Source organism: Sphingomonas sp. (genome assembly GCF_017304615.1).
In the GTDB taxonomy this organism is placed as follows: Bacteria; Pseudomonadota; Alphaproteobacteria; order Sphingomonadales; family Sphingomonadaceae; genus Sphingomonas.
In genome coordinates this window covers 1,058,870-1,084,744 of record NZ_JAFKLZ010000001.1, presented here as the reverse complement: position 1 = coordinate 1,084,744, position 25,875 = coordinate 1,058,870, and the positions used below count along the sequence as shown (strand labels likewise).

At 64.6% G+C, this 25,875-nt stretch carries 27 protein-coding genes; 13 read left to right on the top strand and 14 right to left on the bottom strand.

Translation table 11 applies throughout. From position 1 onward, the window contains the following. The first annotated feature begins 44 nt into the window (after window positions 1–44). Window positions 45–1,850, top strand: coding sequence for a DNA mismatch repair endonuclease MutL (gene mutL / locus J0J06_RS05465; protein WP_294040312.1), 1,806 nt, complete (start codon window positions 45–47; stop codon window positions 1,848–1,850). 318 nt (window positions 1,851–2,168) lie between these two features. On the opposite strand, the gene rplI is transcribed toward mutL, so the two are convergent. From rplI to rpsF, 3 genes are read right to left on the bottom strand one after another with little or no spacing between them, the layout of a single operon-like run. Then, window positions 2,169–2,783 carry a 50S ribosomal protein L9 gene (gene rplI, locus J0J06_RS05460; protein ID WP_294040311.1) on the bottom strand — a complete coding sequence of 205 codons (615 nt, stop codon included), beginning with the start codon at window positions 2,781–2,783 and terminating at the stop codon, window positions 2,169–2,171. A 12-nt stretch (window positions 2,784–2,795) separates the two neighbouring features. Next, window positions 2,796–3,020: a 30S ribosomal protein S18 gene (rpsR, locus tag J0J06_RS05455; protein WP_066583513.1), complete on the bottom strand. Its 225-nt coding sequence runs from the start codon at window positions 3,018–3,020 to the stop codon at window positions 2,796–2,798. Window positions 3,021–3,032: 12 nt separating this feature from the next. Next, a complete protein-coding gene (gene rpsF / locus J0J06_RS05450) occupies window positions 3,033–3,437 on the bottom strand; it encodes a 30S ribosomal protein S6 (RefSeq protein WP_294040310.1) in 405 nt (134 codons plus the stop codon). A 171-nt stretch (window positions 3,438–3,608) separates the two neighbouring features. Between rpsF and fabD the strand changes: the two genes are divergently transcribed. Further along, entirely contained in the window at window positions 3,609–4,544 is a 936-nt protein-coding gene (gene fabD / locus J0J06_RS05445; protein ID WP_294040309.1) for an ACP S-malonyltransferase, read from the top strand. A gap of 4 nt (window positions 4,545–4,548) precedes the next feature. On the opposite strand, the gene J0J06_RS05440 is transcribed toward fabD, so the two are convergent. Continuing rightward, on the bottom strand, window positions 4,549–4,956 hold the full coding sequence (locus J0J06_RS05440; RefSeq protein ID WP_294040308.1) for a hypothetical protein: 408 nt from the start codon (window positions 4,954–4,956) through the stop codon (window positions 4,549–4,551). A gap of 24 nt (window positions 4,957–4,980) precedes the next feature. Then, entirely contained in the window at window positions 4,981–5,424 is a 444-nt protein-coding gene (locus J0J06_RS05435) for a hypothetical protein (RefSeq protein ID WP_294040307.1), read from the bottom strand. Between the two features lie 47 nt (window positions 5,425–5,471). On the opposite strand from J0J06_RS05435, the gene fabG reads away from it, so the two are divergent. The 5 genes from fabG to mltG all read left to right on the top strand — a co-directional run bounded on the left by fabG (window position 5,472) and on the right by mltG (window position 9,405). Next, window positions 5,472–6,212 (top strand): 3-oxoacyl-[acyl-carrier-protein] reductase, encoded by a 741-nt coding sequence (fabG, locus tag J0J06_RS05430; protein WP_294040306.1) that lies wholly within the window; start codon window positions 5,472–5,474, stop codon window positions 6,210–6,212. Continuing rightward, the gene (locus J0J06_RS05425; RefSeq protein ID WP_294040305.1) at window positions 6,209–6,724 is read left to right on the top strand and encodes a hypothetical protein; all 516 of its coding nucleotides are present in this window, start codon (window positions 6,209–6,211) and stop codon (window positions 6,722–6,724) included. Before fabG ends, J0J06_RS05425 begins: the two co-directional genes overlap by 4 nt. A 93-nt stretch (window positions 6,725–6,817) precedes the next feature. Then, on the top strand, window positions 6,818–7,054 hold the full coding sequence (locus tag J0J06_RS05420) for an acyl carrier protein (RefSeq protein WP_146571264.1): 237 nt from the start codon (window positions 6,818–6,820) through the stop codon (window positions 7,052–7,054). A 112-nt stretch (window positions 7,055–7,166) separates the two neighbouring features. Next, on the top strand, window positions 7,167–8,426 hold the full coding sequence (gene fabF, locus J0J06_RS05415) for a beta-ketoacyl-ACP synthase II (protein ID WP_294040304.1): 1,260 nt from the start codon (window positions 7,167–7,169) through the stop codon (window positions 8,424–8,426). A 10-nt stretch (window positions 8,427–8,436) separates the two neighbouring features. Further along, window positions 8,437–9,405, top strand: a complete 969-nt coding sequence (gene mltG, locus J0J06_RS05410; protein ID WP_294040303.1) for an endolytic transglycosylase MltG — start codon at window positions 8,437–8,439, stop codon at window positions 9,403–9,405. Here mltG and eda read toward each other — a convergent pair whose 3' ends face one another. The 8 genes from eda to J0J06_RS05370 all read right to left on the bottom strand — a co-directional run bounded on the left by eda (window position 9,406) and on the right by J0J06_RS05370 (window position 16,750). Beyond that, entirely contained in the window at window positions 9,406–10,026 is a 621-nt protein-coding gene (gene eda, locus J0J06_RS05405) for a bifunctional 4-hydroxy-2-oxoglutarate aldolase/2-dehydro-3-deoxy-phosphogluconate aldolase (protein WP_294040302.1), read from the bottom strand. Continuing rightward, the gene (gene glk / locus J0J06_RS05400) at window positions 10,019–10,993 is read right to left on the bottom strand and encodes a glucokinase (RefSeq protein ID WP_294040301.1); all 975 of its coding nucleotides are present in this window, start codon (window positions 10,991–10,993) and stop codon (window positions 10,019–10,021) included. Before glk ends, eda begins: the two co-directional genes overlap by 8 nt. Continuing rightward, window positions 10,990–12,798: a phosphogluconate dehydratase gene (gene edd, locus J0J06_RS05395; RefSeq protein ID WP_294040300.1), complete on the bottom strand. Its 1,809-nt coding sequence runs from the start codon at window positions 12,796–12,798 to the stop codon at window positions 10,990–10,992. The genes glk and edd overlap by 4 nt, the downstream gene beginning before the upstream one ends. An 85-nt stretch (window positions 12,799–12,883) precedes the next feature. Beyond that, on the bottom strand, window positions 12,884–13,597 hold the full coding sequence (pgl, locus tag J0J06_RS05390; RefSeq protein WP_294040299.1) for a 6-phosphogluconolactonase: 714 nt from the start codon (window positions 13,595–13,597) through the stop codon (window positions 12,884–12,886). A 112-nt stretch (window positions 13,598–13,709) separates the two neighbouring features. Continuing rightward, window positions 13,710–15,179 (bottom strand): glucose-6-phosphate dehydrogenase, encoded by a 1,470-nt coding sequence (gene zwf, locus J0J06_RS05385; protein WP_294040298.1) that lies wholly within the window; start codon window positions 15,177–15,179, stop codon window positions 13,710–13,712. A gap of 14 nt (window positions 15,180–15,193) precedes the next feature. Then, on the bottom strand, window positions 15,194–16,123 hold the full coding sequence (gene argC, locus J0J06_RS05380; RefSeq protein WP_294040297.1) for an N-acetyl-gamma-glutamyl-phosphate reductase: 930 nt from the start codon (window positions 16,121–16,123) through the stop codon (window positions 15,194–15,196). Then, window positions 16,120–16,494: an SH3 domain-containing protein gene (locus J0J06_RS05375; protein WP_294040296.1), complete on the bottom strand. Its 375-nt coding sequence runs from the start codon at window positions 16,492–16,494 to the stop codon at window positions 16,120–16,122. The genes argC and J0J06_RS05375 overlap by 4 nt, the downstream gene beginning before the upstream one ends. Beyond that, on the bottom strand, window positions 16,430–16,750 hold the full coding sequence (locus J0J06_RS05370) for a MarR family transcriptional regulator (protein ID WP_294040846.1): 321 nt from the start codon (window positions 16,748–16,750) through the stop codon (window positions 16,430–16,432). Before J0J06_RS05370 ends, J0J06_RS05375 begins: the two co-directional genes overlap by 65 nt. A gap of 243 nt (window positions 16,751–16,993) precedes the next feature. On the opposite strand from J0J06_RS05370, the gene secG reads away from it, so the two are divergent. The 3 genes from secG (at window position 16,994) to J0J06_RS05355 (ending at window position 20,023) form a co-directional block, all read left to right on the top strand. After that, window positions 16,994–17,398, top strand: a complete 405-nt coding sequence (secG, locus tag J0J06_RS05365; RefSeq protein WP_294040845.1) for a preprotein translocase subunit SecG — start codon at window positions 16,994–16,996, stop codon at window positions 17,396–17,398. Between the two features lie 98 nt (window positions 17,399–17,496). Then, entirely contained in the window at window positions 17,497–19,131 is a 1,635-nt protein-coding gene (locus tag J0J06_RS05360) for a CTP synthase (RefSeq protein WP_294040295.1), read from the top strand. Between the two features lie 133 nt (window positions 19,132–19,264). Beyond that, on the top strand, window positions 19,265–20,023 hold the full coding sequence (locus J0J06_RS05355; protein WP_294040294.1) for a PEPxxWA-CTERM sorting domain-containing protein: 759 nt from the start codon (window positions 19,265–19,267) through the stop codon (window positions 20,021–20,023). 180 nt (window positions 20,024–20,203) lie between these two features. Here J0J06_RS05355 and J0J06_RS05350 read toward each other — a convergent pair whose 3' ends face one another. After that, window positions 20,204–20,674 (bottom strand): Hsp20 family protein, encoded by a 471-nt coding sequence (locus J0J06_RS05350; RefSeq protein ID WP_294040293.1) that lies wholly within the window; start codon window positions 20,672–20,674, stop codon window positions 20,204–20,206. Between the two features lie 229 nt (window positions 20,675–20,903). Between J0J06_RS05350 and J0J06_RS05345 the strand changes: the two genes are divergently transcribed. From J0J06_RS05345 to J0J06_RS05335, 3 genes are all read left to right on the top strand, one after another. After that, the gene (locus J0J06_RS05345; RefSeq protein ID WP_294040844.1) at window positions 20,904–23,390 is read left to right on the top strand and encodes a TonB-dependent receptor; all 2,487 of its coding nucleotides are present in this window, start codon (window positions 20,904–20,906) and stop codon (window positions 23,388–23,390) included. A 505-nt stretch (window positions 23,391–23,895) separates the two neighbouring features. Then, window positions 23,896–25,149, top strand: a complete 1,254-nt coding sequence (locus J0J06_RS05340) for a lipoprotein-releasing ABC transporter permease subunit (protein WP_294040843.1) — start codon at window positions 23,896–23,898, stop codon at window positions 25,147–25,149. Continuing rightward, a complete protein-coding gene (locus J0J06_RS05335) occupies window positions 25,142–25,867 on the top strand; it encodes an ABC transporter ATP-binding protein (RefSeq protein WP_294040292.1) in 726 nt (241 codons plus the stop codon). Before J0J06_RS05340 ends, J0J06_RS05335 begins: the two co-directional genes overlap by 8 nt. Window positions 25,868–25,875 lie beyond the last annotated feature (8 nt).

Genomic DNA, 25,875 nt, shown 5'->3' with positions numbered 1-25,875 from the left:
ATTAACGGTCGCGAGAGCCGGTCGCTTGGGCTAGAGTCATAACCATGTCAATACGGCGCCTGCCCGAACATCTGGTCAATCGTATCGCTGCCGGTGAAGTGGTGGAAAGACCTGCCAGCGCGTTGAAGGAACTGGTCGAAAACGCGATCGATGCGGGCGCGACGCGGATCGCGGTTCGGCTGGCGAGCGGGGGCATTGACCTGATCGAAGTGGTCGATGACGGATGCGGGATGACGCCCGCCGACATGGCGCTGGCGCTGGAGCGGCACGCGACGTCGAAGCTGCCCCATGAGGAGATCGATCAAGTAACGACCCTGGGCTTCCGCGGCGAGGCGTTGCCGTCGATCGCGAGCGTCGCACGCTTGACGCTGGAGAGCCGGGTGCGCGGCGGCGACGGCTGGCGGCGTGTAGTCGATAATGGAGCGCTGGCCGAGGAAGGCCCTGCCGCCTTGCCGCCGGGCACGCGGGTGCTGGTCGAGGGACTGTTCGGCAAGGTGCCGGCGCGGCGCAAATTCCTGCGCACCGCACGGGCCGAATATGGCGCGAGCCTCGATATCGTCCGCCGGCTGGCGATGGCGCGACCCGATATCGCCTTTTCGGTCGAACATGACGGCAGGCGCGCACTGGCGACCAACGGCGCGGAAGATCGCCCCGCGCGCGTTGCGGCGCTGACTGATCGCGCGCTGGCGGAAAACAGTGTCGGCGTCGATCTGGAACGCGAGGGCGTGCGGTTGGGCGGGGTGGCGGGGCTGCCTACCTTCAACCGTGGCGTTGCCGATCATCAGTATCTGTTCGTCAACGGGCGACCGGTGAAGGACCGGTTGCTGATGGGCGCGATCCGCGGCGCCTATGCGGAGATGATCGCGCGCGACCGGCATCCAGTGGTGGCGCTGTTCCTCGATCTTCCGGCAAGCGAGGTCGACGTCAACGTCCACCCCGCCAAGACCGAAGTCCGATTCCGCGAGCCGCAGATGATTCGCGGGCTGATCGTCAGCGGGTTGCGCCGCGCGCTGGACGAAGCGGGGCATCGTAGTTCCCAGCGGCCGAATGAGGATGCGCTGGCAGCGTGGCAGGCGGAGCCTCTTGATCGTCATCCCCGCGAAAGCGGGGACCCATCTCCAACGCTTGCACCTAGCGGTTCGGATAGGAGCTGGGCCCCCGCTTTCGCGGGGGTGACGGAAAGGGTTTATGACCGACGCCCGACATTTACGATGCCTCCCCCAGCCGCGCGCGCCGAGCCGGCTTATGCGCAGCTGCCCGATACCATCCAGCACCCGCTCGGCGTGGCGCGCGGGCAAGTCGCCAAGACCTATATCGTTGCCGAGGCGGAGGACGGGCTGGTGCTGGTGGATCAGCATGCGGCGCATGAACGCCTCGTCCTCGAACGCATGCGCGCGGCGCTGGCCGGGGGCAGGGTGGCGAGCCAGGCGCTGCTGATCGCCGAAGTGATCGAACTCGACGAACCCGCCTGCGACCGGCTGGAAGCGCGGCTCGGCGAACTCACTGAACTCGGGCTGGAACTCGAACGGTTCGGGCCGCGCGCGATGCTGGTCCGCGCGACTCCGGCGATGCTGGGGCGGGGCGACGTGACGGGCCTTGTTACCGATCTGGCCGACGAACTCGCCGCGTTCGACCAAGCGCTATCGCTGAAGGAGCGCCTCGATCACGTCGCCGCGACGATGGCGTGCCACGGATCGGTCCGAGCGGGCCGCGTGCTGTCAGTCGCCGAAATGAACGCGCTGCTCCGCGAAATGGAGGTTACCCCGCATTCGGGCCAGTGCAACCACGGCCGCCCGACCTGGGTGAAGCTGGCGCACGGCGACATCGAGAAGTTGTTTGGAAGGAAGTGACGTGGCCGGAACAACAAAAAGTTCCGCCAGCCCACCAATATCTATTTCGTTCATCCCCTGGAAACATTGTGGCGACGGCGCATTTTAGCGACTTGAGGTCATCAAGACCCGATGGAAATCGCCGTGAATAAGGTAGTGCCCGTTATCTTTGCGCTGATCCCGTTGGCTGCGGTGCTCGGAGCATGCGTTTCGACGTTCTGACCTCCCCGCTTCGGAACGTCGCGAATTCTTCATCATTCCCGTGAGGGTCGCAATGAGAAAGGGCCGCCCGGAAATGCCCGGACGACCCTTTCTTCATTTCGGCAATGACGAAACTGTTCAGGCTTCGGCGTTGTCCTCGGTGGCTTCCGTCGCATCGGCCACCACCTTGACCTCGGCGGTCGCGCCGGGTTCGGCGTTCGGATCGAAATCCTCGGTGAAGCCCGCTTCGTCCTTCTCGAACATCGCCGCCATGACGTCGACACCCGACGCCTGCATCTCTGCCTCTTCGGGCGAGCGCGCGACGTTGACCTTGACGGTCACGGCGACTTCGGGGTGCAACTGCACCTTCACGTCATAGAGGCCGATCGCCTTGATCGGCTTGGCGAGCACGATCTGGCTCTTGCTGACCTTATGGCCGGCCGCTTCCATCGCCTCGACCAGGTCGCGCACCGCGACCGAGCCGTACAGCTGGCCCGTGTTCGACGACTGGCGGATCAGCGTGACCGACGCGTCGTCGTACGACTTGGCGTCCTTCTCGGCGTCCGAACGGCGCGAGGCGTTGTCGGCCTCGATCTTCGCGCGGTTGGCTTCGAAGACCTTGCGGTTGGCTTCGTTGGCGCGGAGCGCCTTCTTGTTCGGCAGAAGGAAGTTGCGGGCGAACCCGTCCTTGACCTTCACGACATCGCCGATGGCGCCGAGCTTCTCGACGCGTTCCAGCAGAATAACGTCCATCGCGGGCGCTCCTTACTTAACGAGGTAGGGCAGCAGGCCCAGATGACGGGCGCGCTTGATCGCCTGGGCGAGTTCGCGCTGCTTCTTCGCGCTCACCGAGGTGATGCGCGAGGGGACGATCTTGCCACGCTCGGAGACGAAGCCCTGCAGCAGCCGGACGTCCTTGTAGTCGATCCGGGGAGCGTCCTTCGCGGAGAAGGGGCAGCTCTTGCGGCGGCGGAAAAAGGGTCGTGCCATGTCTCTAATTCCTTATTCGCTGTCGAAGCCGCCGCGGGGACCGCGGTCACGGTCGGGGCGATCGCCGCGTTCACGACCACGCTCGCGGTCGCGCTCACCCTTGCGCATCATGACGGTCGGGCCGTTCTCATGCTCGTCGACCTTGACGGTCATGTAGCGGATCACGTCTTCGTTGATCTGCGTCTGACGCTCCAGTTCGGCGACGACCGAACCCGGTGCGTCGATTTCGAGCATCACGTAATGCGCCTTGCGGTTCTTCGCGATGCGATAGGCGAGCGAACGCAGGCCCCAGGTCTCGGTCTTCACGACCTTGCCTTCACCGGCTTCGATGATCTTGGTGGCGGCTTCCGCCAGAGCGTCCACTTGCGCCTGTGCCAGGTCCTGGCGCGCAAGGAACACATGCTCGTAAAGAGCCATGCTTTCTTCTCACTGTTGGCCGATCGCTGACGCCGCACCGTGCGACGCCCCTCCGGCTATCGTCTTTCCGTTTGTTCGGAAGCGCGGGGCATTGGCGGAATCGAACGCAAAAAGCAAGCGTTGCGCGTCGCGTCCGACATTTCTAGTGCCGCAGGCCGAAGGAGAGGCAAGATGCGCGCGTTCATTTTTCCGGGGCAGGGCAGTCAGGCGGTCGGCATGGGGAAAGCGCTCGCCGAGGCCAGTCCGGTCGCGCGGGCGGTGTTCGAGGAAGTCGACGAGGTGCTGGGCCAGCACCTGTCGCGGCTGATGTTCGAAGGGCCGGCGGACGAACTGACGCTCACCGCCAACGCCCAGCCGGCGATCATGGCGAACGCGATCGCCACGTTGCGGGTGCTGGAGAAGGATGGCGGCGTGGTGCTCGCCGACAAGGCCGATTATGTCGCCGGGCATTCGCTCGGCGAATATAGCGCTTTGTGCGCCGCCGGGGCGCTCGATCTCGCGACGACCGCGCTGTTGCTGCGCCATCGCGGTGAAGCGATGCAGGCAGCGGTTCCGGTCGGACAGGGAAGCATGGCGGCATTGCTCGGCGCCGATCTCGCAACCGCGCAGGTGATCGCCAATGCGGCCGCGCAGGGCGAAGTCTGCACGGTCGCCAACGACAACGACCCGTCACAGGTCGTGATTTCCGGGGCAAAAGCCGCGATCGACCGAGCGATCGAAATCGCCAAGGAATATGGTGCCAAGCGCGCAATCGCGCTGCCAGTGTCGGCGCCGTTCCACTGCCCGATGATGCAGCCGGCCGCCGATGCGATGGACAAGGCGCTGGCCGAGGCGCGGATCGACACGCCGCTTGTGCCGGTATTCGCCAACGTCACCGCGCAACCGGTCAGCGACGTCGATACGATCCGCAAGCTGTTGGTGGAGCAAGTTACCGGCATGGTCCGCTGGCGCGAATCGGTGCTCAACATGACCGACACCGGGGTCGAGCGCTTCATTGAATTCGGCGGGAAGGTGCTATCCCCGATGGTCAAGCGCATCGCCCCCGATGTCGATGCGACCAGCGTGATCTCGATGGACGATATCGAGGGGCTGGCGAAGAGTTTCTAGGCGCTCAACCGCTCGCGCCTTCCTTTGCGGTGCGCGCGCCGAAGTAGAAACCGACGACCGAACTGACCAGCGTCACGACGGGGCCGAATATGATGTTGAGCAGTCTCAGTAGACGATCGGCATCGGCCGACGAATCCAGCGAAACAGCGTTGTTGTAGACGGACAGCGCGTTTTGGATCGAATCACCGCTCATTCCAGTAACCGATACCGGCGGGGATGGGTTTGGCCCGTTCACGATGAACAGATCCACGAAGGCGGCGAGGATCAGCGCCGCCAGTATCGCGATAAGGATGAAGCTTACCCACTTGCGCGTTGCGGCGTCGCCGGATTCGATCGTGAAGGGCGCGGGCAACTGGTTGGCCGGCAACGAGGGGCCGGTCCCCGTGGTTTCCAGATCGAGATTCGTCGCCATCTCCGTTGCCCCCAATCGGTCCCGTCAGATCTTCACGTCGAACAAATTGCCTTTTGCATCACGCAACTGAAGCGTCGCGCCTTCCGCTATCTTGTCGCGCAGGAACTTCTGCGTGCCGATCGACCGGCGGAGTTCGTCGCCTGTGCTGGTTCCGTTCCTTGTTGATTCGGAGCGCAGAAACTCCAGGGCGTCGAGCGGAAGCGCTACGGTGGTCGATACCAGGTTAGGATCGGCGCTCACTACCGCTGCGACAGCCGCCGCGGTAGCCGCAGCTGCCGCCGCCGCGGTATCGGGTTGCGGGTCGGGCGGTGCGGGCGGGGCATCCTTGTCGGCAGCTTCCGCCGCCGCAGGTTGAACAGGTTCCTCAGCAGGCGCAGGCTCACCTGGCCCGGGTTCCGGATCGTTGTCCTCTGCTTCGGGCGCGATTGCCATTGTCCAGTCCTGTCGAATATGGCGCTTGATCGTCAAAGGACCGAAACCGCGCAACGTAAGTTGCCACCAAGTTGGAGCCAATAATGTTCGATCTGACAGGCATGACCGCGCTGGTGACGGGCGCTTCGGGAGGGATCGGATCGGCGATCGCGCAGGCGTTGGCGGGGCAAGGCGCGCGGCTCGCGGTGTCGGGGTCCAATGCCGATAAGCTGGAGGCGTTCCGTGCATCGCTCGGTGGCGATCACGTAGCCTTGCAATGCGACCTGTCCGACGGCGCGGCGGTCGATGCGCTCGTGCCCTCAGCCGTCGAGGCGCTGGGTGGCAAGCTCGACATCTTGGTCAACAATGCCGGCGTCACGCGCGACAATTTGGCGATGCGGATGAAGGACGAGGAGTGGGACCAAGTGATCCGCGTCAATCTGGAGGCCGCGTTCCGCCTGATCCGCGCCGCCGCCAAGCCGATGATGAAGGCGCGCTATGGCCGCGTCATTTCGATCACCAGCGTCGTCGGCGCGACGGGCAATCCGGGCCAGGCCAATTACGCCGCGTCGAAAGCGGGGCTGGTCGGCATGTCGAAGGCGTTGGCGCAGGAGCTCGCGAGCCGGCACATCACAGTCAATTGCGTCGCGCCGGGCTTCATCCGCTCGGCGATGACCGATGTTTTGCCCGAGGCGCAGAAGACCGCGCTGTTGACGCGCATTCCGGCGGGGGACCTCGGCACCGGAGAGGACATCGGCGCGGCGGTCGTGTACCTCGCGTCGAAGGAAGCGGGTTACGTCACCGGCCAGACGATCCACGTCAATGGCGGGATGGCGATGCTGTGAAGACGCTGTTGATCGCAGCGGCCTTGTTCGCTCCCGGCAGCGCCTGGGCGGCGAACGGCGACATCGGCTGCATCGAGGCGAAACTTGGTCCGGCGGCGATGCAGCGGATCGGTGCCCGCGTGGTTGCCGCCGTGGAGGCTGGCAAGGCGGGTGACCCGATAGCCGATGATCGCGACGCGCTACTGGCGGCGCGTGCGGCGTGCCAGGACGCCAATGGCTGGTCGGGCAATGCCACGCAGCTGGCCGTGTCCTATGCTTTGGCAACGGCAACGCGCCAAGGCGCGGAGCCGGTCCTGAAGCGCAATGGGTTCGATCCGGTGGCATTGGCAACGCGATATTCCGCCATGGCCGCCGTGGATCGGCGCAGTCTGGTCGACGGCGATCCTTCCAACAAAGCCAAAGACGCGGTTGCGGTTGCCGCGGTTGATCCCAAGCGAAAATATCTGGTGATGCTTTGGTTCTCGACGTTGGCCGCACTGGAATTCGACAAAGCTGACTTCGCCGCCGCCTGACAAGGCCCCTCTTGCGCAGGCACCCACCGCGTTCTACGTGCGTTCAGGAAACCCCGGAGGCGACGCCCTCCGAACAATAGAGGGAAGCGACGAATGAGCGATACTGCCGACCGGGTGAAGAAGATCGTGGTCGAGCATCTGGGCGTCGAAGCCGCATCGGTAACGCCCGAAGCGAGCTTCATCGACGATCTCGGTGCCGACAGCCTCGACATTGTCGAGTTGGTGATGGCGTTCGAGGAGGAATTCGGGGTCGAGATCCCGGACGACGCCGCGGAGAAGATCACGACTGTCAACGACGCGATCACCTATATCGACGCGAACCAGGGCTGAGCCCGCACCGTGGCGTGTCGCCGCGGTATAGAGTAACGAGCGGCTCCCCGTCCCCGGGCAACCCAGGGCGGGGGGCCGTTTCGCTTTTGACGACAATGATCTGGAGATTGGCATGCGCCGCGTAGTCGTAACCGGGCTGGGCCTGGTGACCCCCCTGGGCGCCGACGTCGAAACGACGTGGAAGAACATCATCGCCGCGAAATCGGGCGCGGGCACGATCACGCGGTTCGACGCCACCGATTTCCAGAGCAACTATGCCTGCGAAGTGAAGCCGGCCGATCACGAATATGGCTTCGACGCGAGCAAGCGAGTCGATCACAAGATTCAGCGTCAGGTCGATCCGTTCATCGTGTTCGGCATCGACGCCGCCGGCCAGGCGCTGGAGGATGCCGGCCTGACCGAGATGAGCGAGGAGGAGCGCTATCGCGCGGGCTGTTCGATCGGGTCGGGGATCGGCGGCCTGCCGGGGATCGAGAGCGAGTCGCTGGTGCTGGCGGAAAAAGGCCCGAAGCGAGTCTCGCCGCACTTCGTCCACGGCCGCCTCATCAACCTCATCACCGGCCAGGTGCAGATCAAATACGGGCTGATGGGTCCGAACCACGCGGTCGTGACGGCCTGTTCGACCGGCGCGCATTCGATCGGCGACGCCGCGCGGATGATCGCGATGGACGACGCAGACGTGATGCTCGCGGGTGGCTCCGAAAGTGCGATCTGCCCGATCGGCATCGCCGGGTTCGGGCAGGCCCGCGCCCTCTCGACCGGTTTCCGCGACGAGCCATGGCGCGCGAGCCGCCCCTATGACCAGGCGCGTGACGGCTTCGTGATGGGCGAAGGCGCAGGTGTGGTGTGCCTCGAGGAATATGAGCACGCGAAGAAGCGCGGCGCGAAAATCTACGCCGAAGTCGTCGGTTACGGCCTGTCGGGCGACGCCTATCACGTGACCGCGCCGCACCCAGAGGGATCGGGGGCGTATCGGTCGATGGAAATGGCGATGAAGAAGTCGGGGCTGAGCCTTGGCGACATCGATTACATCAACGCGCACGGCACCTCGACGCCGCTCGGCGACGAACTCGAACTCAACGCTGTGCGGCGGCTGTTCGGCAACGAACTCGATCATATGTCGATGTCCTCGACCAAGTCGGCGATCGGGCATCTGCTCGGTGGCGCGGGCGCGGTCGAATCGATCTTCTGCATCCTCGCGTTGCGCGACCAGATCGTCCCGCCGACACTCAACCTCGACAATCCGAGCGAGAATTGCGCGGGCGTGGATCTGGTCCCGCACAAGGCGAAGGAGCGCAAGGTCAAGGCGGTGCTCAACAACAGCTTCGGGTTCGGCGGCACCAACGCCAGCCTGGTGATGAAGGCGATCTGAGGGAAGGGCGATGCGCCGCTTCGGCTGCCTGACGTTTCTCGCCCTGATCGCGTTTGCGGTATGGGCGATCCATGATTGGGGCGGGGCCGGGCCCGCGCCGCGTAACCTGACGGTCGAGATCGAGCCGGGCACAGGCCTGAACGGAGCGGCCAAGCAGCTCGAAGCGGCGGGAGCGATCCGTTCGGCCACGCGCTTCGTGCTGTTCGCCAAGATTCTGGGCGGCAGCGAAGGCATCAAGGCCGGCGAATTCGGCATTCCGGCGCATCTCAGCGCAGCCGATGTCCTGAAAGTGCTGCAGGGCGGCAAGACGCTCCAGCGCTTCGTGACGATTCCCGAAGGCTTGCCGTCGATCCTGGCGCAGGAACGCATCATGGCGGCGCCCGAATTGACCGGGACGATTGCCCGGCCCGCGGAAGGATCGCTCCTGCCCGACAGCTACAGCTATCAGCGCGGCGATACGCGTGCGTCGGTGGTCGCGCAGATGCAGCGCGCGATGACGGATTACCTCGCCAAGGCATGGGCCAAGCGCAAGCCGGGGCTGGTCGTGAAGACGCCGGAGGAAGCGCTGATCCTCGCCTCCATCGTCGAGAAGGAAACCGGCAAGCCCGACGAGCGCCGCATGGTCGCGGCCGTCTATTCGAACCGGCTCAAGAAGGGGATGATGCTCCAGGCCGACCCGACGATCATCTATCCGGTGACGTTCGGCAAGCCGCTCGGCCGGCGCATCCTGCTGTCCGAAAAGAACGCGAAGAACGAGTATAATACCTATACGATGACTGGGTTGCCCAAGACGCCGATCGCCAATCCGGGGCGCGCTTCGATCGACGCGGTGCTCGATCCGGCGGACTCGAACGCGCTGTATTTCGTCGCGGACGGGACGGGGGGCAGCGTGTTCTCCGACACGCTCGAACAGCAATCGGCGAACGTCGCCAAATGGCGGCAGATACGGTGCCAGCGGGGCGAAACGGGCTTCTGCTGATCAGGAAGCGCGCAGTCCTGCCGCAGCGCGGGCCTTCGCCTCGACCTCTTCGGGCGTGCCGCTGCACACCCAGCTGCCGCCGACGCACAGCACCGGGTCGAACGCCAGCCAGTCGGGCGCATTCGCTTCGCTGACTCCACCGGTTGGGCAGAATTTGCACTGGTAGAAGGGTGCCGCGAGGGCCTTGAGCGCCTTCAGCCCGCCATTCGCCTCGGCAGGAAAGAACTTGAAGTGCGTCAGGCCGAGATCGAGCCCGCGCATGATGTCGGCCGAATTGGCGATGCCCGGAAGGTAGGGCACGCCGCTCGCGATGATCGGCTGGGCGAGTCGTTCGGTCAGCCCCGGCGAGACGATGAATTCGACGCCGGCGTCCATCACCTGTTCGAACTGCGCCGTGTTGACCACCGTCCCCGCGCCGACGATCGCGCCGGGGACCTCCTTCATTGCGCGGATCGCGTCGAGCGCCACGGGCGTGCGCATCGTGACTTCGAGCGCCGGCAGGCCGCCCGCGACCAACGCCTCGGCGAGCGGACGCGCCGTGGCGAGGTCTTCGATCACGATCACCGGGATCACGGGCGCGGCCAGCATGATGCGTTCGATGTCGTTCACGCCGTCAGTCATTGGAATGCTCCTGCGCGAAGGCGGCCGCGGCGCCATAGAGGCCGGGCTGGGGGTGAGTGATGAGCTTGACCGGCGTATTCGCCATCATCTGCTGGAACCGGCCCTTGGCGGTAAAGCGTTCGGCGAAGCCCGATCGGGCGAAGTGATCCTTGAGCCGTAGGCCAAGCCCGCCGGCGATGACGACGTCCTTCGCGCCTTGCGTCAGTGCAAGGTCGCCTGCGAACGCGCCGAGCGCGAGGACGAAACGGTCGAGCGCGGCGATCGCCAGGCTGTCGCTGCCGTCGAACGCCAGCCCCCAGATCGCCTTGTCGTCGAGGTGCCGCACCGCCTTGCCCTCGATCTCCGCCAGCGTTTCGTAGATCGCGACGATAGCCGGGCCGGCGCAGACACGCTCGGCCGACACGCGCGTGAAGCTGTTGCGCAACCGCTTGAGCATCGCATCCTCGAACGCGTCCAGCGGGGCGAAATCGACGTGCCCGCCTTCGGTCGACATCACGTGATAGGTTCCGCCCGCATGGAGCACGCCCGCGACGCCCAGGCCGGTGCCGGGCCCGCAGATCGAGGTTACGCCGTCGCGCGCCAGCGGCCGCTCGGGTCCGCAGATGTGGAGGAAATCCGCGTCGGGCAACTGCGCCACGGCGTGCGCGATCGCGCCGAAATCGTTGACGATGACCCAGGTGTCAGCGCCGAGCCGTTCAGGGATCAGCGCCGGGCGGATGATCCACGGATTGTTGGTGAGCTTGATGACGTCGCCGCCGACCGGCGAGGCCACCGCGATCGCCGCGGCCTTGGGCAGTGGACGACCTGCCTGTTTGCCGAAATCCTGCCACGCGGTCTGCAGGCTCGCGTGCTCGGCGGTCTTCTGAGTCACCACATCGCCGAGCGAAACGACCTTGCCGCCCGCCACCTCGGCGATGGCGAAGCGCGCGTGGGTGCCACCAATATCGACCGCGACGACCTCCGTCACAGACCGGCTCCCGCGAAGATCGCCGACGCGCCGAGTTCGGCTTCGTCAGCCGCGCCGCGGAACAGCCCGAAAAGTTCGCGGCCCATGCCCTCGGCGGCTGGCGGGCATTCGGCGAGCTCGCGCCCATCCCATTCGACCGCATCGACCAGGGCCTCGAGCGTGCCGTTCACTGCATCGAGCCGGATCACGTCGCCGTCGCGCACCTTGCCGAGCGGCCCGCCACCCAGCGCCTCGGGTGAGCAGTGGATCGCTGCCGGCACCTTGCCCGATGCGCCCGACATGCGACCGTCGGTGACCAGCGCAACCTTGAACCCGCGATTCTGCAGGACGCCCAGCGGCGGGGTCAGCTTGTGGAGTTCGGGCATGCCGTTGGCGCGCGGGCCCTGGAAGCGGACGACGACGATGACGTCGCGGTCGAGTTCGCCAGCCTTGAACGCCGCCTGCACCTCTGCCTGGTCGTGGAACACGCGGGCGGGGGCTTCGATCATCCACCGTTCGCGATCGACCGCCGACACCTTGATGCACGCGCGGCCCAGATTGCCGGCGAGGATGCGGAAGCCGCCTTCGGGCGAGAAGGGATTGGAGGCGGGGCGCAGGATGGTGTCGTCACCGCTCGCGCCTGGATCTTCCCAGCGCAGGCCGTCGCCCTCGACCACCGGTCGCCTCCCGTAATCCGCGAAGTCGCCCGCAACGGTCAGGATGTCTCCGTGCAGCAACCCGGCACCTAGCAGCTCGCGGATCACGAATGGCATCCCGCCGGCGTCCTCGAACCCATTCACGTCGGCCGAGCCGTTGGGATAGACGCGCGCGACCAGCGGCACGGCCCGGCTGAGCGCGTCGAAATCCTCCCAATCGATCATGATCCCGGCGGCGCGAGCGATCGCGGGCAGGTGGATCAAGTGATTGGTCGAGCCGCCCGTCGCGAGCAGGCCGACTGCGGCGTTGACGATCGCTTTCTCGTCCACGCAATGTCCGAGCGGGCGATAATCGTCGCCGTCCCAGCCGATCGCCGCCAAACGATGGGTCGCCGCGCGCGTCAGCTCCTGGCGCAACTTGGTACCCGGATTGGCGAACGCCGCGCCGGGCATGTGCAGGCCCATTACCTCCATCATCATCTGGTTGGTGTTGGCGGTGCCGTAAAAGGTGCAGGTGCCTTTCGAATGATAGGCGCCGATTTCCGCGTCCAACAGTTCCTCGCGCCCGACTTTCCCTTCGGCGAACGCTTCGCGCACCGCGGCTTTCTGCTTGTTCGCGAGGCCAGTGCGCATGGGGCCGCCGGGGATGAGGATCATCGGCAGATGCCCGAAGCGCAGCGCTCCCATCAGCAGCCCCGGCACGATCTTGTCGCAAATGCCGAGCAGCGCCGCGCCCTCGAACATGCCGTGGCTCAGCGCCACCGCCGTGCCGAGCGCGATCGTGTCGCGACTGAACAGCGACAGCTCCATGCCCGGATAGCCCTGCGTCACGCCATCGCACATCGCGGGCACGCCCCCTGCGACCTGCGCCGTCGCCCCGGCTTCGCGTGCCCACACCTTCATCTGTTCGGGGTAACGGTAATAGACCGCGTGGGCCGACAGCATGTCGTTGTACGAGGTGACGATGCCGATGTTCATGCCGCGATCGGCCTTCATCGCGTCGCGATCTTCCTCGGTCCCCGCATAGCCGTGCGCGAGGTTGGCGCAGCCGAGCATCGGGCGCTTGAGCCCGGCGTCGCGTTCGCGCGCGATAAGGTTGAGATAGGCCGCACGCCCGGTGCGCGAGCGTTGTATGATGCGATCGGTGACAGCGGAAACGGCGGGGTTCATCGTCTATCCCTCATGCCCTGACGCTTTGCGGCTCGGCGGACCCCGGCACAAGACCGGGGTGGCGGTCACATACGTATGCCGATAGTCACGGCGCCCAGTGGATGTCGACCGGCAATTCGGTGTCGGCCAGCACGCGGCCGATCGGATAGGGCGAACCCGCGCCCTGGCTGATCGCGTCCTCGATCACCTTCTTCTTGGCCGCGCCCGTCACGGCGATCATCACCGACGCCGACGACACGATCGCCGCGCGGCTCAGCGTCACGCGCGCGACCGGTGCTTCGGCTGGCAGCGGTTCAGGCATCACGCCCAAGGCACGGCGTTCCTTCGGTCCGTTCAGCGCCTCGTCGAAATCGGGGCCAGGGAAGATCGACGCCGTGTGCCCGTCGCCGCCGACGCCGAGCAGGCACAGGTCGAGCGGCCAGTGGAGATCTTGCATCAGCGCATCGGCCGAACGCCCCGCAGCCTTATAATCCGCGGTCGCGGTCGGCACGATAGGCATCACTCGCGCACCCTTGGGCAGGAATGTCCGGGCGAGGGATGTTACGTTCGATAGCGGATCGCCCAACGGCACAATGCGCTCGTCGCCGGGGATGATCGTCACGCGCTTCCAGTCGAGCTTGGCCTCGCTCAGGAGCGCGTAGATGGGGAGCGGGGTCTTGCCGCCCGCGAGCGCGATGACCGCGGCGCCGCGCGCGTCGATCGCGCTTTCGATGATGAACTGGATGTCGCCGGCGACGGCTTCGGCCATCTCCTCCGCATCCTCATAGTCCCACCATTCGATCTCTTCGTTCACGGCCATATTTCTGTGCTTTCCCTTGCGTCATGCCGGGCTTGATCCGACATCCCGCTTCTTGTTTTTCAACGCATCAAGCGGGACCCCGGGTCAAGTCCGGGGTGACGGATTTGGTCGATCAGTCGTCCTGCCAGGTCACGCCGTCGCGCTCGGTCAGCGCGATCGAGGTGGAGGGCCCCCAACTGCCCGAGGCGTAGGTCTTGGGTTTCATATCGTTCGCGGCCCATCCGGCGCGGATCGCGTCGGTCCAAGTCCATTGCGCCTCCACCTCGTCGCGGCGCACGAACAGCGTCTGATCGCCCTCGATCAAATCGAGTAGCAAGCGTTCATAGGCGATGCGGCGGCGGGTGCCCGCGAATTCGGCGTCGAGGCTGAGATTGAGCGGCACTTCGCGCAGGTGCACGCCGTCGCGGTCCAGACTCGGCTCCTTCGCCATCACGAGCATCTGAATATATTCCTCAGGCTGCAGCCGGATGGTCAGCCGGTTGGGCTGGAGCAGACCGCCGCGCCCCGCGAACATGGAATGCGGCACCGGCTTGAACTGGATCGCGATCTCGCTGCGGCGCACCGCCATGCGCTTGCCGGTGCGCAGGTAGAAGGGCACGCCCTGCCACCGCCAATTGTCGATATTGGCCTTGATCGCGACGAAGGTCTCGGTGACCGACGGCTTGCCCAGTTCGTCGAGGTAGCCCTTAACGATCTGCCCATCGACCGCGCCGGGGCCATATTGGCCCGTGACGGTGTTCTGCGGCACTTCCGCGGGCGACATGATGCGCAGGCAGCGAAACACCTTCGCCTTTTCATCGCGGATCGCATCCTTGTCGTAGCGCGCAGGGGGCTCCATCGCGATCAGCGCGAGGAGCTGAAGCGCGTGGTTGGTGATCATGTCGCGCAGCGCGCCCGCGCCGTCATAATAGCCCGCGCGCTCCTCCAGCCCGACCGTCTCGGCGATCGTGATCTGGATATTGTCGATGCCTTGCGAGTTCCACACCGGCTCGAAAAACGAATTGCCGAAGCGCAGCGCCAGAATGTTCTGGACGGTTTCCTTGCCCAGATAATGGTCGATGCGGAAAATCCGGTCCTCGGGAAAAACCGCGGCGACCGCGTCGTTGATCTCTCGGCTGGAGGCGAGATCGTAGCCGAGCGGCTTCTCCAGCCCGATCCGCACATTGCCATGCGCCAATCCGGCAGTCTTCAGCCCCTTAATCGTCGGTTCGAACAGGCTGGGCGCCGTCGACAGGAAAATCGCCATGCCCTTCGACGTGTCGCCGAGTTCGTCCGACAGATCCTTGAAATGTTCGGGCTGGGTCGCGTCGAGCGCCTGATAGTTTAGACGCTTCAGGAAGGACGCGATCTTGTCCTTGTCCTTGCGATCCTCGGGCAGGTATTTTTCGAGCGCATCCTTCGCGAATTTGCGGAACGCGCCGTCTTCGAACACGGTGCGCGCGGTTCCGGTGATTTTCATGCCGCCGGGGAGCAGCCCGTCCTCGTCCAGCCCGTAGAGCGACGGCAGCAGCATGCGCTGCGACAAGTCGCCGGTCGCCCCGAACAGCAACAGTTTGTCGAGCGGCTGGCGCGTTCCGGGCATCGTAAGCCTTTCTTCTAGAGCGTCAGGCCAGCGGTCGCATCGAACCCGGCCATGATGTTGAGATTCTGTACCGCCGCGCCCGCCGCGCCCTTGCCGAGATTATCGAGCGTCGCGATCAGGCGCGCCTGACCGTTCGCGTCGTTCCCGCAAACGCGCAACGTCAAGCGATCGGTTCCCGCATCGTCCTCGATCCGCACGAATTTGACGTCGCCCGGCGCGACGTGGACGATCGGCGATCCGGCATAGGCTTCGCTCAGCGCCGCTTCGATCTGCGCCAGCGTTGGCTTGCCGGGCAGCGCATGGAGCGGCAACGGCACCTCGACGATCATCCCGCGATAGGTGTCGGCGACGCCGGGCTGGAAGATTGGCAAGTGATCGAGCCCGGCATGCTTGCGCATCTCGGCGATGTGCTTGTGCGCGAGGTCGAGGCCATAGGCGCGGGCACGGGTAGGGGGCTCGCCGCCCTCGAATTCGGCGATCATCGATTTGCCGCCGCCCGAATAGCCCGACATCGCGTTGACACTAAGCGGCCAGCCCGAAGGAATCAGTCCCGCGCGGACCAGCGGTCGGACCAAAGCGAGGAATCCGGTCGGGTAGCAACCGGGGTTGGCCACGCGGGGGGCAGCGGCGATCGCGGACTGTTGGCCGGACTCCAGTTCGGCAAAGCCGTAGATCCAGCCATCGGCGACACGATGCGCGCTGGACGCGTCGATCACGCGAGTCCGGGCGGACGAGATCAGGCCGACCGCCTCCCGCGCCGCATCGTCGGGCAGGCAGAGGATGACGAAATCCGCGTCATTGAGCGCTTCGGCGCGCGCCGCGGCATCTTTGCGCCGGGTGTCGTCCAGGACGATTAACGCGACGTCGTCGCGCCCGCCGAGCCGCTCGGCGATCTCGAGGCCTGTCGTGCCGTGGCCTCCGTCGATAAATATGCTGACGGTCACGTGACCTGATCCAGTGCGTCCCGGTCGATATAACCGGCAAGGCGCCGGTCGGGCGACACGCCCCACGCCACTTCGCGTAGGACTTCCAGGCATTCGAACGCTTCGCCCGGCTGCAACTCTGCCAGAATTTCGGACGCGGGCGAGGATTCGGCGTGCAGCGCGACCGAGCGAGTCACCACACAGGTCATCGGCGCGGCGTAGTGGGGGGCGAATACGTATTCGGCGAGGCGGACGTCGGCGAGATCGGGGCGAACAGCGTTGTGGCGCGGGTCGATCGCGACCGACCGGCCGGTCAACGAGAAATTCTTACGCGGTGGCGCGGCGAGCGCGGGATGCGCCGCCTTCTCCCACAAATTGTCCGAATTCTTCAAGAAATTCTGCCCCTTCGGTGGTCCGCGCGATGAAGATGTTGCGTTTGTCGGTATCGTCGCGCTGGCGGCGCAGATAGCCGAGTGCGCCCAGCCTATTCAAGGCGCGCGTCACGACGGGCTTGGATACGTTCAGCGCGCGGGCCAGTCCACGCACCGTATGGGGGCCCGGGCTGAGGTAGACGACCAACAATAGCGCCATCTGGCGATTGGTCAGGTCCGGTTCGCCGGACCGGACATAATCGACCAGTGTATTCATCCACCGCGTCAGTGGTGCGGTGGCGAAAGTCGCGGCGATGTTCATTGCGTTGCTCACATCAACTACTCGAAAACGGGACGAGATCGGTGCCGTAACAACGTGCGCAAAGGCTGGTTGGTTTCAGGATTGATACGAAATGTCACACGATCGACCAGGACCAGCCATCTTCGTGGACAGGTTGATCGCGGCGGTTCGCTCGCCTATGTGCCCGCTTTCGCAATTTCAGGCATTCATCCTTCCATGCTGTTCAGCTTCCTGCTCGTCGTCCACTTCCTGATCGCGCTCGCGCTCGTCACGGTCATCCTGATGCAGCGTTCGGAGGGCGGCGGGCTGACTGGCGGCGGCAGCCCTGCGGGGCTGATGTCTGCGCGCGGCGCGGCGGATTTCCTGACGCGTTCGACAGCGATCCTGGCGACGGCCTTTGTCGTGCTGTCGATCGCGCTCGCCTTTCTGGCGGCGACGCGCCACGCGACGACGGTCGACACGTCGATCAAGCGCACCGCGCCGACGACGGCTCCGGCGCCCAACCAGCCGCTGCCCAATGCCGGGTCGTTTGGCGGCGACACGGGCAATGCGGCGGCGCCCGCCAATTTGAGCTTCCCGGGCGTAACGTCGCCACAGGGCAATACGACCGCCCCCAAGAAGTAACTTTGCGGTTTTCGCGCGCCGCGCCGGCAATTTATTTGCCGGTGCGGGCATCCGCGCGCTTGCCGTTCGTCCCCATTCCAAGCTAGGCGTTTTCTCCCATGGCGCGGTTTATCTTCATTACCGGCGGCGTGGTCTCCTCGCTTGGCAAGGGTTTGATGGCAGCCTCTCTGGCGGCCCTCCTGCAAGCGCGCGGTTATCGCGTCCGCATCCGGAAATTCGATCCCTATCTCAACGTCGATCCGGGCACGATGAGTCCGTATCAGCATGGCGAAGTCTATGTGACCGACGACGGGGCGGAGACCGATCTCGATCTCGGTCACTATGAGCGTTTCACCGGCGTCGCGGCGCGGCAGTCGGACAACGTCACGTCCGGCCGGATCTATCAGCAGATCATCCAGCGGGAGCGGCGCGGCGACTATCTGGGCGCGACCGTCCAGGTGATCCCGCACGTCACCGACGCGATCAAGGCTTTCGCGCTGGACGAGACCGACGATCTCGACTTCGTGCTGTGCGAGATTGGCGGAACGGTCGGCGACATCGAATCGCTGCCGTTCATCGAGGCGATCCGCCAGCTCCGCAACGACCTCGGCCGCGGCAATTCGGTCAGCGTGCATGTGACGCTGGTTCCCTACATCGCGGCGGCGGGCGAGCTGAAAACCAAGCCGACCCAGCATTCGGTGCGCGAGCTCGCTGCTTTGGGCGTTCAGCCCGACGTGCTGGTTTGCCGTTGCGAGCAACCGCTGCCCGCCGGAGAGCGCGCGAAGATCGCCCTGTTCTGCAACGTGCCCAAGGAAGCGGTAATTCCCGCGCTCGATGCCAAGAGCATCTACGCAGTGCCCGAACAATATCATCAGGAGGGCCTTGATGAGGCGGTCCTCAACGCGTTCGGGATCGAGCCCGGCACCAAGCCCGATCTCTCGCGCTGGACCGACATCACCGATCGGCTGACCAATCCCGAAGGGGAAGTGACGGTCGGCGTGGTCGGCAAATATGTCGGTTTGCAGGACGCGTACAAGTCGCTCAACGAAGCGCTCGTCCATGGTGGCATCGCGAACCGCGTGAAGGTCAACGTCCGCTGGATCGACGCGGAGATATTCGAGCACGCCGACAGCGACATCGCCCAGCATCTTGAACCGCTCCACGCCATCCTCGTGCCTGGCGCGTTCGGCGAGCGCGGGGCGGAGGGCAAGATCGCCTCGGTCAAGTTCGCGCGCGAACGCGGCGTGCCCTATTTCGGCATCTGCTTCGGGATGCAGATGGCGTGCATCGAAGGCGCGCGGAACCTGGCGGGCATCGACAAGGCGTCATCGACCGAATTCGGCCCGACCGAAGAACCGGTGGTCGGGATCATTACCGAGTGGATGACCAAGGAAGGCGTCGAAAAGCGCGAGGCTGGCGGCGATCTGGGCGGCACGATGCGGCTCGGCGCGTATGAAGCGAAGCTGGACGGAAACAGCGTCGTGTCCTCGATCTACGGCGCGACCAGCATTTCGGAACGTCATCGCCATCGGTACGAAGTGAATACCGGCTATCGCGACGCGCTGGAAAAAGGCGGCTTGGTCTTCAGCGGGATGTCCCCGGACGGGATGCTACCGGAAATCGTCGAGCGGCCCGATCATCCCTGGTTCGTCGGTGTCCAGTTCCATCCCGAACTGAAAAGCAAGCCGTTCGATCCGCATCCGCTGTTCGCGAGCTTCATTGCGGCGGCGGTAAACAAGAGTCGCCTAGTCTAGCGACTTTAAATCGTCCCGAAGTTGAACAGTCGGCGACGCATCAATCCTATTCATCGTGGTAAATAAATCATAAAGCCCCCGTATCGAATCTGTGTCCCCGGGGAGGGGGCTGTGTTTCCTTTTGGGGGTTGAAATGAAGCTTTCTTATGTTGCCGCCGCCGCGTTGGCGTTCCTTGCTCCTGCGAGCGCGCAGGCCGCGACCTATATCTTCAACGGTATTTGCACCTCGAGCGCGACCAGCACCACCGCAGCGTGCACCTCGACCAACGGGTCGTACGGTAACACGGTCACGCTGAACAGCACGACCAGTTCGTCGGTGCAGATGAAGATCAGCGCCTGGCAGATCAACCAGACGACCACCGCGATCACGTCCGCTTTCCTCGGTGCCTATGACCACGGCTTCGGCGTGACGGGCTTGCAAGACCAGAACGGTGGCGGCAACCTCCACCAGATCGACAACGTCAACGGCTACACCGACTTCGTGCTGCTGCAGTTCAACACTGCGGTTCACCTGGACGGCGTGAACGTTGCGATGTTTGGCATCAACAACGTCTATGACAGCGACATCAGCTTCTCGAACGGCGCCGGCATCGCGCCGGTGACGTGGAACGCCAACATGAACCTGACGAGCTATAGCGGCGCGTGGTCGAACACGGCGGGCAATTCGTCCTCGACCTACCTGTCCGACAGCGCCACGGGCTTCTCGAAAGTCTGGCTGGTCAGCGCGTCGCAGTTGACGAGCGATCGCAACGACGGCTTCAAGCTGTCGTCGTTCACCGTGTCGACTCCGGCGGTGCCTGAACCGGCGACCTGGGCGATGATGATCATGGGCTTCGGCCTGATGGGCGCCAGCCTGCGCCGCCGCAAGGCCGGCGAGTTGCTGGCCGCCTGAACTGATCGAGTGCGCGGCCAATCCGGCCGCATACACAAGACAAAGAAAAACGCGCTCGGGTCACGGCCTGAGCGCGTTTTTCTTTGCGTGCCCTCTGGGGACAAAAACGAAAGGCGCCCGAGCCCTCTGGCCCGGACGCCTTCTCGGCGCTTTCCAAGGGAGCGGGGAAGCGCCTGAGCGTTACGCCGCCTTGGTTTCCTCGACGACGTCGGTTTCGATCGCGGCCAGCGGAGCGCCGGTCTTGATCGCAATGGTCTGAGGCTTCAGCGCCTCGGGCACTTCGCGGACGAGGTCGATCGTCAGCAGCCCGTCGTTCAGCCGCGCATCCTCGACCCGGATGAAGTCCGCCAGTTCGAAGCGGCGCTCGAAGCTGCGCGTCGCGATGCCCAGGTGCAGGAACGCCGACTGGTCGCCGTCCTTGTCCTTCTTGCCCTTGACGGTCAGCAGGTTCTGCTGGGCCACGATCTCGATCTCGTCGCGGCGGAAACCGGCGACGGCGAGCGTGATGCGGTAATGGTCCTCGGCGGTGCGCTCGAGGTTGAACGGGGGATAATTGTCGCCGGTCTGGCGCGCCGACGCCTCGAGCATGTCGAACAGGCGGTCGAAGCCGATCGTCGAGCGGCGATAGGGAGTCAGGTCGAACTGTCGCATTGTGATCCTCCAAAAGAGCGATTTCACGAACGACGCGACCCCATCCGGGCGTCGCGTCACCGTTTATCTGGGGGGTCCTGTCGCATGTTCAAGAGGGCGGGTCGGACAAAATATCGTGCAATTTCAATTGCGATAAAGTTTCGCTTGGCCTGCCACGCAAGCGAACTTGCTTTTATTCATAGCAATTAAGTGGGGATTTAGCTCCATCGAGAAACCAGGGGAATCGATGATGCTCGCGACGCTTCCGCTTCTGTTGTCCGCCGCCGCTCCGCAAGCGATCGCGCTGGCCGATACCGCACCGGCTCGGACGCCGGTTGCAACATCGGCGACGGAAGACTCGCAAGTCGATCCCCAGGCCGCTCCAAAGGCCGATGGAGACATCGTCGTCACCGCGCGCCGCCGCGAGGAGCGGTTGCAGAACGTGCCGATCGCGGTCGCCGTACTGAGTGGCGAGACGATCTCGAACACCGGCGCGTTCAACGTCAATCGGCTCCAGACGCTCCAGCCCGCGCTGCAATTCTATTCGAGCAACCCGCGCAATTCGGCGATCAACATCCGCGGTCTCGGCGCGCCATTCGGCCTGACCAATGACGGCATCGAACAGGGTGTCGGCCTGTATATCGACCAAGTCTATATCGGCCGTGTCGGCGCTTCGACTTTCGATTTTGTCGATGTTGAGCGTGTCGAGGTGCTGCGCGGGCCGCAGGGGACGCTCTACGGCAAGAACACCACGGCGGGCGCGGTCAACATCACCACCAAGAAGCCGAGCTTCGAGCCGGAGGCGACGTTCGAGATCAGCACCGGCAATTACGGGCTGGTGCAGATCAAGGGCTCGGCCTCCGCGCCGATCGCCGCCGACAAATTGGCGGTGCGCGTATCGACGTCGGTGACCAAGCGCGGCGGCACGATCTACGACACGAAGAAGGACGAGAACCTGCAGAAGCAGGACAATTTCAGCGTGCGCGGGCAGTTGCTGTGGCAAGCGACGCCCAGTCTTGACCTGACCCTGTCGGGCGATTTCAGCCTGCAGAACCCCTATTGCTGCATCCAATATTATGCGCGTGTCGGCGCGACGCAGCGTCCGCTGGCGCGGCAATATACGGCACTGGCGGCCGCACTCGGCTATGCGCCGCCCAGCACGAACCCGTTCGATCGCGTGACCGATCTCGATGCGACGATCAATTCGCGGCAGGAAGTCGGCGGGGTTTCGCTGGTCGGCAATTGGGATATCGGCCCGGCGACGATCACGTCGGTCACCGCATGGCGCTACTGGGACTGGCTGCCCGCCAACGATCGCGACTTCATCGGCCTGCCGATCACCACCGTGTCGCAGAACCCGTCGCAGCAGAAGCAATGGTCGCAGGAACTGCGCATCTCGTCGAATGGCAAGAACAAGCTCAATTACACGCTCGGCGCGTTCTTTTTCCACCAGACGATCAACACGCAAGGATCTCAGGTGCAGGGGACGGCGGCGAGCCGTTGGTTGTTGTCGGGGGCCGATGCGTCGAACCCGAACGTGCTCAACGGGCTGACGTCGACCAATACGATCAGCTTCGACAACACCAGCTTCGCGGTGTTCGGCAAGCTCAACTGGGCGGTGACCGACAAGCTGCATCTGCAGCCCGGCCTTCGCGTCAATTTCGACAAGAAATCGGGGTTCTACGAATCGGTCGTCAGCATCGCCAACAGCCAGTACAATTTCACCGCGACCGCCGATAACGTCGCGGCGCTGCTGGCGTCGTTCCCGAACCCCAGCGCGGGGCGCACGACGTTCCAGAACCAGATCAACACGCTGGCCCCGCAACGCTACAGCCCGCGGTTCAGCGCGTGGAACGTGTCGGGCGACTTCACGGTCTCTTATGACGCGACGGACGATGTCCATTTCTACGCGACCTACGCGCGCAGCTTCAAATCGGGCGGCATCAACCTGTCCGGCCTGCCCCTCAATTCGACCAGCACCGGCGTCGATCTCAGCACGCAGACGGTGAAGCCCGAAAAGGTGAACCATTTCGAAGTCGGGCTGAAGACGCAGTTCTTCGACCGCAAGGTGACGGTGAACGTCGCGGGCTTCTGGGACCAGATCAAGGACTATCAGGCGACGGTGAACAACAACGCGATCAACGTGATCCGCGGATACCTCTCCAACGCTGGCGAAGTGCGCGTGCGCGGCGTCGAGTGGGATTCGTCGTTCCGCCCGTCGAAGCAGCTCAGCCTCTATTTCAATGGCGCCTTTACCGACGCCAAATATACCGACTTCAAGAACGCGCCGTGCCCGCCCGAACTGTCGGGCGGCACCGCGACCGCCCCGGGCGGCGTGACCGATCCGGCGGGCACACCCGGCGGGCGCAGCCCGGCCTATTGCGACATTTCCGGCCAGATTCTGCCCGGCATCTCGAAATGGGCGCTGTCCTGGGGCGGCGAGTTCAACGTGCCGGTCGGCGACGGCAAGGCGTATGTCGGCTATGACGGCAGTTGGCGGTCGAAATTCTCGTCCAACCCCTCACGGTCGCTCTACACCGACATCAACGGCTATTCGCTGTCCAACGTCCGAGCCGGTTTCCGCACCGACAAGTGGAACCTCTACGGCTGGGTCCGGAACGTCTTCAACCAGGATTATTTCGAGTTGCTGAGCACGCAATCGGGCAGCACCGGCCTGATCGTCGGGCAACCCGGCGACCCGCGCACCTACGGCGCGACATTCCGGGTCAGTTTCTAAGCGAATCCCGCGCCAGCGGGAAAAAGGGGGTGGGGGTCTTCTTCTTACTGGAAGCTCGGAGAAGACCCTCATTCCCTTCGAATTAAGCGCCGGTCGGCCGAACCGCCGTCGCTCGGGCCGCAGTGCGGTCCGGCGGCCGGTTTGGGCGATGCGCGGTGCGCACCGCTGATCAAGCTCGCTTAATCAGCTTAGCCTAAACGCAAACGACCGGATCGTTTCCGACCCGGTCGCCTGCGTGACGATTGCTCGTCAGCCCCCTTGAAGCTTTCGCCCGCACGCCTTGTGAGGCGGAGCAGAAAGCAATCCCCGAACCACGGCCTGTGACCTGCGTTTCGTGAGAACGGTTGCTAGGCTCGGAGGGCGGATTTGTCATCGCAAAACGGGGGCGCGGTCACCGATTGCGGCATCCCTGTGTCGAATCCGCCACAGCATCGCCTTGGTTGCCAGCCACCGCCCCGCCCCCTAGAGCAACGCCATCCGGGGGCGGACTTGTGAGGAACGTTTGATACTCCTGTCGCGCTACGAACGCATGATCGCTCGGCGCTACCTGCTTCCAGGCAAGGGCGAGCGGTTCATCGCGCTCGTCGCGGGCTTCAGCCTGGTCGCGGTGATGCTCGGCGTCGCCGCGCTCGTCATCGTGATGAGCGTGATGAACGGCTTTCGCGCCGAATTATTCGACAAGATCGTCGGGCTGAACGGCCATGCCGTGGTCCAGGGCTATAACGGTCAGTTGCGCGACTGGCGCGCCGTGTTGGCCGACGCGAAGGCGACGCCGGGGGTGGTCAGTGCGACGCCGCTGATCGAACAGCCCTTGATGGCGACCTTCAACGGCCGGGTCGAATTCATCCTGCTGCGCGGGATGCAGGTCGACGACATCCGCAAGAACAAGGCGGTTTCCGGCAATGTCGTGGTCGGCAATCTCGCCAATATCACGACGGGCAGCAACCGCGTCGCGATCGGATCGCGGCTCGCCGAGTCGCTCGGCGCGCGGATCGGCGACCAGATCACGATCTGGAACCCCGCCGGCCAGTCGACGCCGTTCGGCACCGTGCCACGGATGGTCGCCTACACCGTCGGCGCGATCTTTGAGGTCGGGGTGTACGATTACGACAAGTCCTACGTCCTGATGCCAATGGAGGACGCGCAGACCCTGTTGCTGCTGCCCAGCGACACGGTCGGCATGATCGAGGTCAAGACGAACGATCCCGACAAGGTCGGCGACATCCTTCGTCCGCTGGCGGCGAAGGTCGAGGGTCGGGCGGTCATCAACGACTGGCGCCAGATGAATTCGGAACTGTTCGAAGCGCTCGCGGTCGAGCAGGTCGCGATGTTCGTGATCCTGTGCATCATCATCCTGGTCGCCGCGTTCAACATCGCCTCGTCGTTGATCATGCTGGTCCGCGCCAAGACGCGCGACATCGCGATCCTGCGCACGATGGGGGCGACGCGGGGCGCGATGGTGCGGATCTTCATGACGGTCGGTACGTCGATCGGCGCGCTGGGCACGGTGCTGGGCCTGATCCTCGGTTTCGTGCTGCTGCATTTCCGCCAGCCGATCGTCGATTTCGTTCAGCGCCTGTCGGGGCAAAATCTGTGGGACCCGTCGATCCGCTTCCTGACCGAATTGCCGTCCAAGCCCAACCCGGTGGAGATCACCGCCGTCGTGCTAATCGCCTTGCTGTTGACGTTCCTGGCGACGCTCTATCCGGCGTTCAAGGCGGCGAGCACCGACCCCGTGCAGGTGCTTCGTTATGAGTGATGCAAGCGAAGCGGCGCACGACCGGGGCGGCTTTGCCGCGTCCGACGGCGTCCCGGTTCTCGCCACCAGCGGCCTGACGCGCTCGTTCAGCCAGGGCGGGGAAACAATCGAGGTCTTGCGCGGCGTCGACCTGTCGATTGCGCCCGGCGAGATCGTCGCCCTGCTCGGTCCGTCCGGGTCGGGCAAATCGACATTGCTTCAGGCCGTCGGCCTGCTGGAGGGCGGCTTTGGCGGGTCGATCCGTATCGCCGGGGTCGAGGTCGCGCAGCAGGATGCCGCAGCGCGCACCATGACGCGGCGCGACCAACTCGGTTTCGTCTATCAGTTCCATCACTTGCTGCCCGACTTCAACGCGATCGAGAACGTCGTCCTGCCGCAGCTCGTCCATGGCGCGTTGCGGACCGACGCCGACGCGCGCGCGACCGAGTTGCTGACCTCTCTCGGTCTCGGCCACCGTCTGACCCACAAGCCAAGCCAACTGTCGGGCGGCGAGCAGCAACGCGTTGCCGTCGCCCGCGCGCTCGCCAATCGCCCCGCACTTATCCTCGCCGATGAACCCACGGGCAACCTCGACGAAGCGACAGCAGATGTCGTGTTGGCCGAATTGTTGCGGCTGGTGCGGCAGCAAGGATCGGCGGCCTTGATCGCGACACACAACGAGCGCATCGCCGCAAAGATGGACCGCGTGGTGCGCCTGCATGACGGGCGCCTCGGATAGGGAGAGGC

What these genes read in the sequence shown, in the direction of transcription:
- J0J06_RS05345 (WP_294040844.1), top strand. Translation starts at nt 20,904, where the DNA reads ATGCTCGCGACGCTTCCGCTTCTGTTGTCCGCCGCCGCTCCGCAAGCG.
- J0J06_RS05370 (WP_294040846.1), bottom strand. Translation starts at nt 16,750, where the DNA reads ATGAATACACTGGTCGATTATGTCCGGTCCGGCGAACCGGACCTGACC.
- mutL (WP_294040312.1), top strand. Translation starts at nt 45, where the DNA reads ATGTCAATACGGCGCCTGCCCGAACATCTGGTCAATCGTATCGCTGCC.
- J0J06_RS05360 (WP_294040295.1), top strand. Translation starts at nt 17,497, where the DNA reads ATGGCGCGGTTTATCTTCATTACCGGCGGCGTGGTCTCCTCGCTTGGC.
- edd (WP_294040300.1), bottom strand. Translation starts at nt 12,798, where the DNA reads ATGAACCCCGCCGTTTCCGCTGTCACCGATCGCATCATACAACGCTCG.
- zwf (WP_294040298.1), bottom strand. Translation starts at nt 15,179, where the DNA reads ATGCCCGGAACGCGCCAGCCGCTCGACAAACTGTTGCTGTTCGGGGCG.
- J0J06_RS05355 (WP_294040294.1), top strand. Translation starts at nt 19,265, where the DNA reads ATGAAGCTTTCTTATGTTGCCGCCGCCGCGTTGGCGTTCCTTGCTCCT.
- fabG (WP_294040306.1), top strand. Translation starts at nt 5,472, where the DNA reads ATGTTCGATCTGACAGGCATGACCGCGCTGGTGACGGGCGCTTCGGGA.
- rpsF (WP_294040310.1), bottom strand. Translation starts at nt 3,437, where the DNA reads ATGGCTCTTTACGAGCATGTGTTCCTTGCGCGCCAGGACCTGGCACAG.
- J0J06_RS05350 (WP_294040293.1), bottom strand. Translation starts at nt 20,674, where the DNA reads ATGCGACAGTTCGACCTGACTCCCTATCGCCGCTCGACGATCGGCTTC.
- rpsR (WP_066583513.1), bottom strand. Translation starts at nt 3,020, where the DNA reads ATGGCACGACCCTTTTTCCGCCGCCGCAAGAGCTGCCCCTTCTCCGCG.
- J0J06_RS05440 (WP_294040308.1), bottom strand. Translation starts at nt 4,956, where the DNA reads ATGGCGACGAATCTCGATCTGGAAACCACGGGGACCGGCCCCTCGTTG.
- pgl (WP_294040299.1), bottom strand. Translation starts at nt 13,597, where the DNA reads ATGGCCGTGAACGAAGAGATCGAATGGTGGGACTATGAGGATGCGGAG.
- J0J06_RS05335 (WP_294040292.1), top strand. Translation starts at nt 25,142, where the DNA reads ATGAGTGATGCAAGCGAAGCGGCGCACGACCGGGGCGGCTTTGCCGCG.
- eda (WP_294040302.1), bottom strand. Translation starts at nt 10,026, where the DNA reads ATGACTGACGGCGTGAACGACATCGAACGCATCATGCTGGCCGCGCCC.
- rplI (WP_294040311.1), bottom strand. Translation starts at nt 2,783, where the DNA reads ATGGACGTTATTCTGCTGGAACGCGTCGAGAAGCTCGGCGCCATCGGC.
- mltG (WP_294040303.1), top strand. Translation starts at nt 8,437, where the DNA reads ATGCGCCGCTTCGGCTGCCTGACGTTTCTCGCCCTGATCGCGTTTGCG.
- J0J06_RS05420 (WP_146571264.1), top strand. Translation starts at nt 6,818, where the DNA reads ATGAGCGATACTGCCGACCGGGTGAAGAAGATCGTGGTCGAGCATCTG.
- fabD (WP_294040309.1), top strand. Translation starts at nt 3,609, where the DNA reads ATGCGCGCGTTCATTTTTCCGGGGCAGGGCAGTCAGGCGGTCGGCATG.
- fabF (WP_294040304.1), top strand. Translation starts at nt 7,167, where the DNA reads ATGCGCCGCGTAGTCGTAACCGGGCTGGGCCTGGTGACCCCCCTGGGC.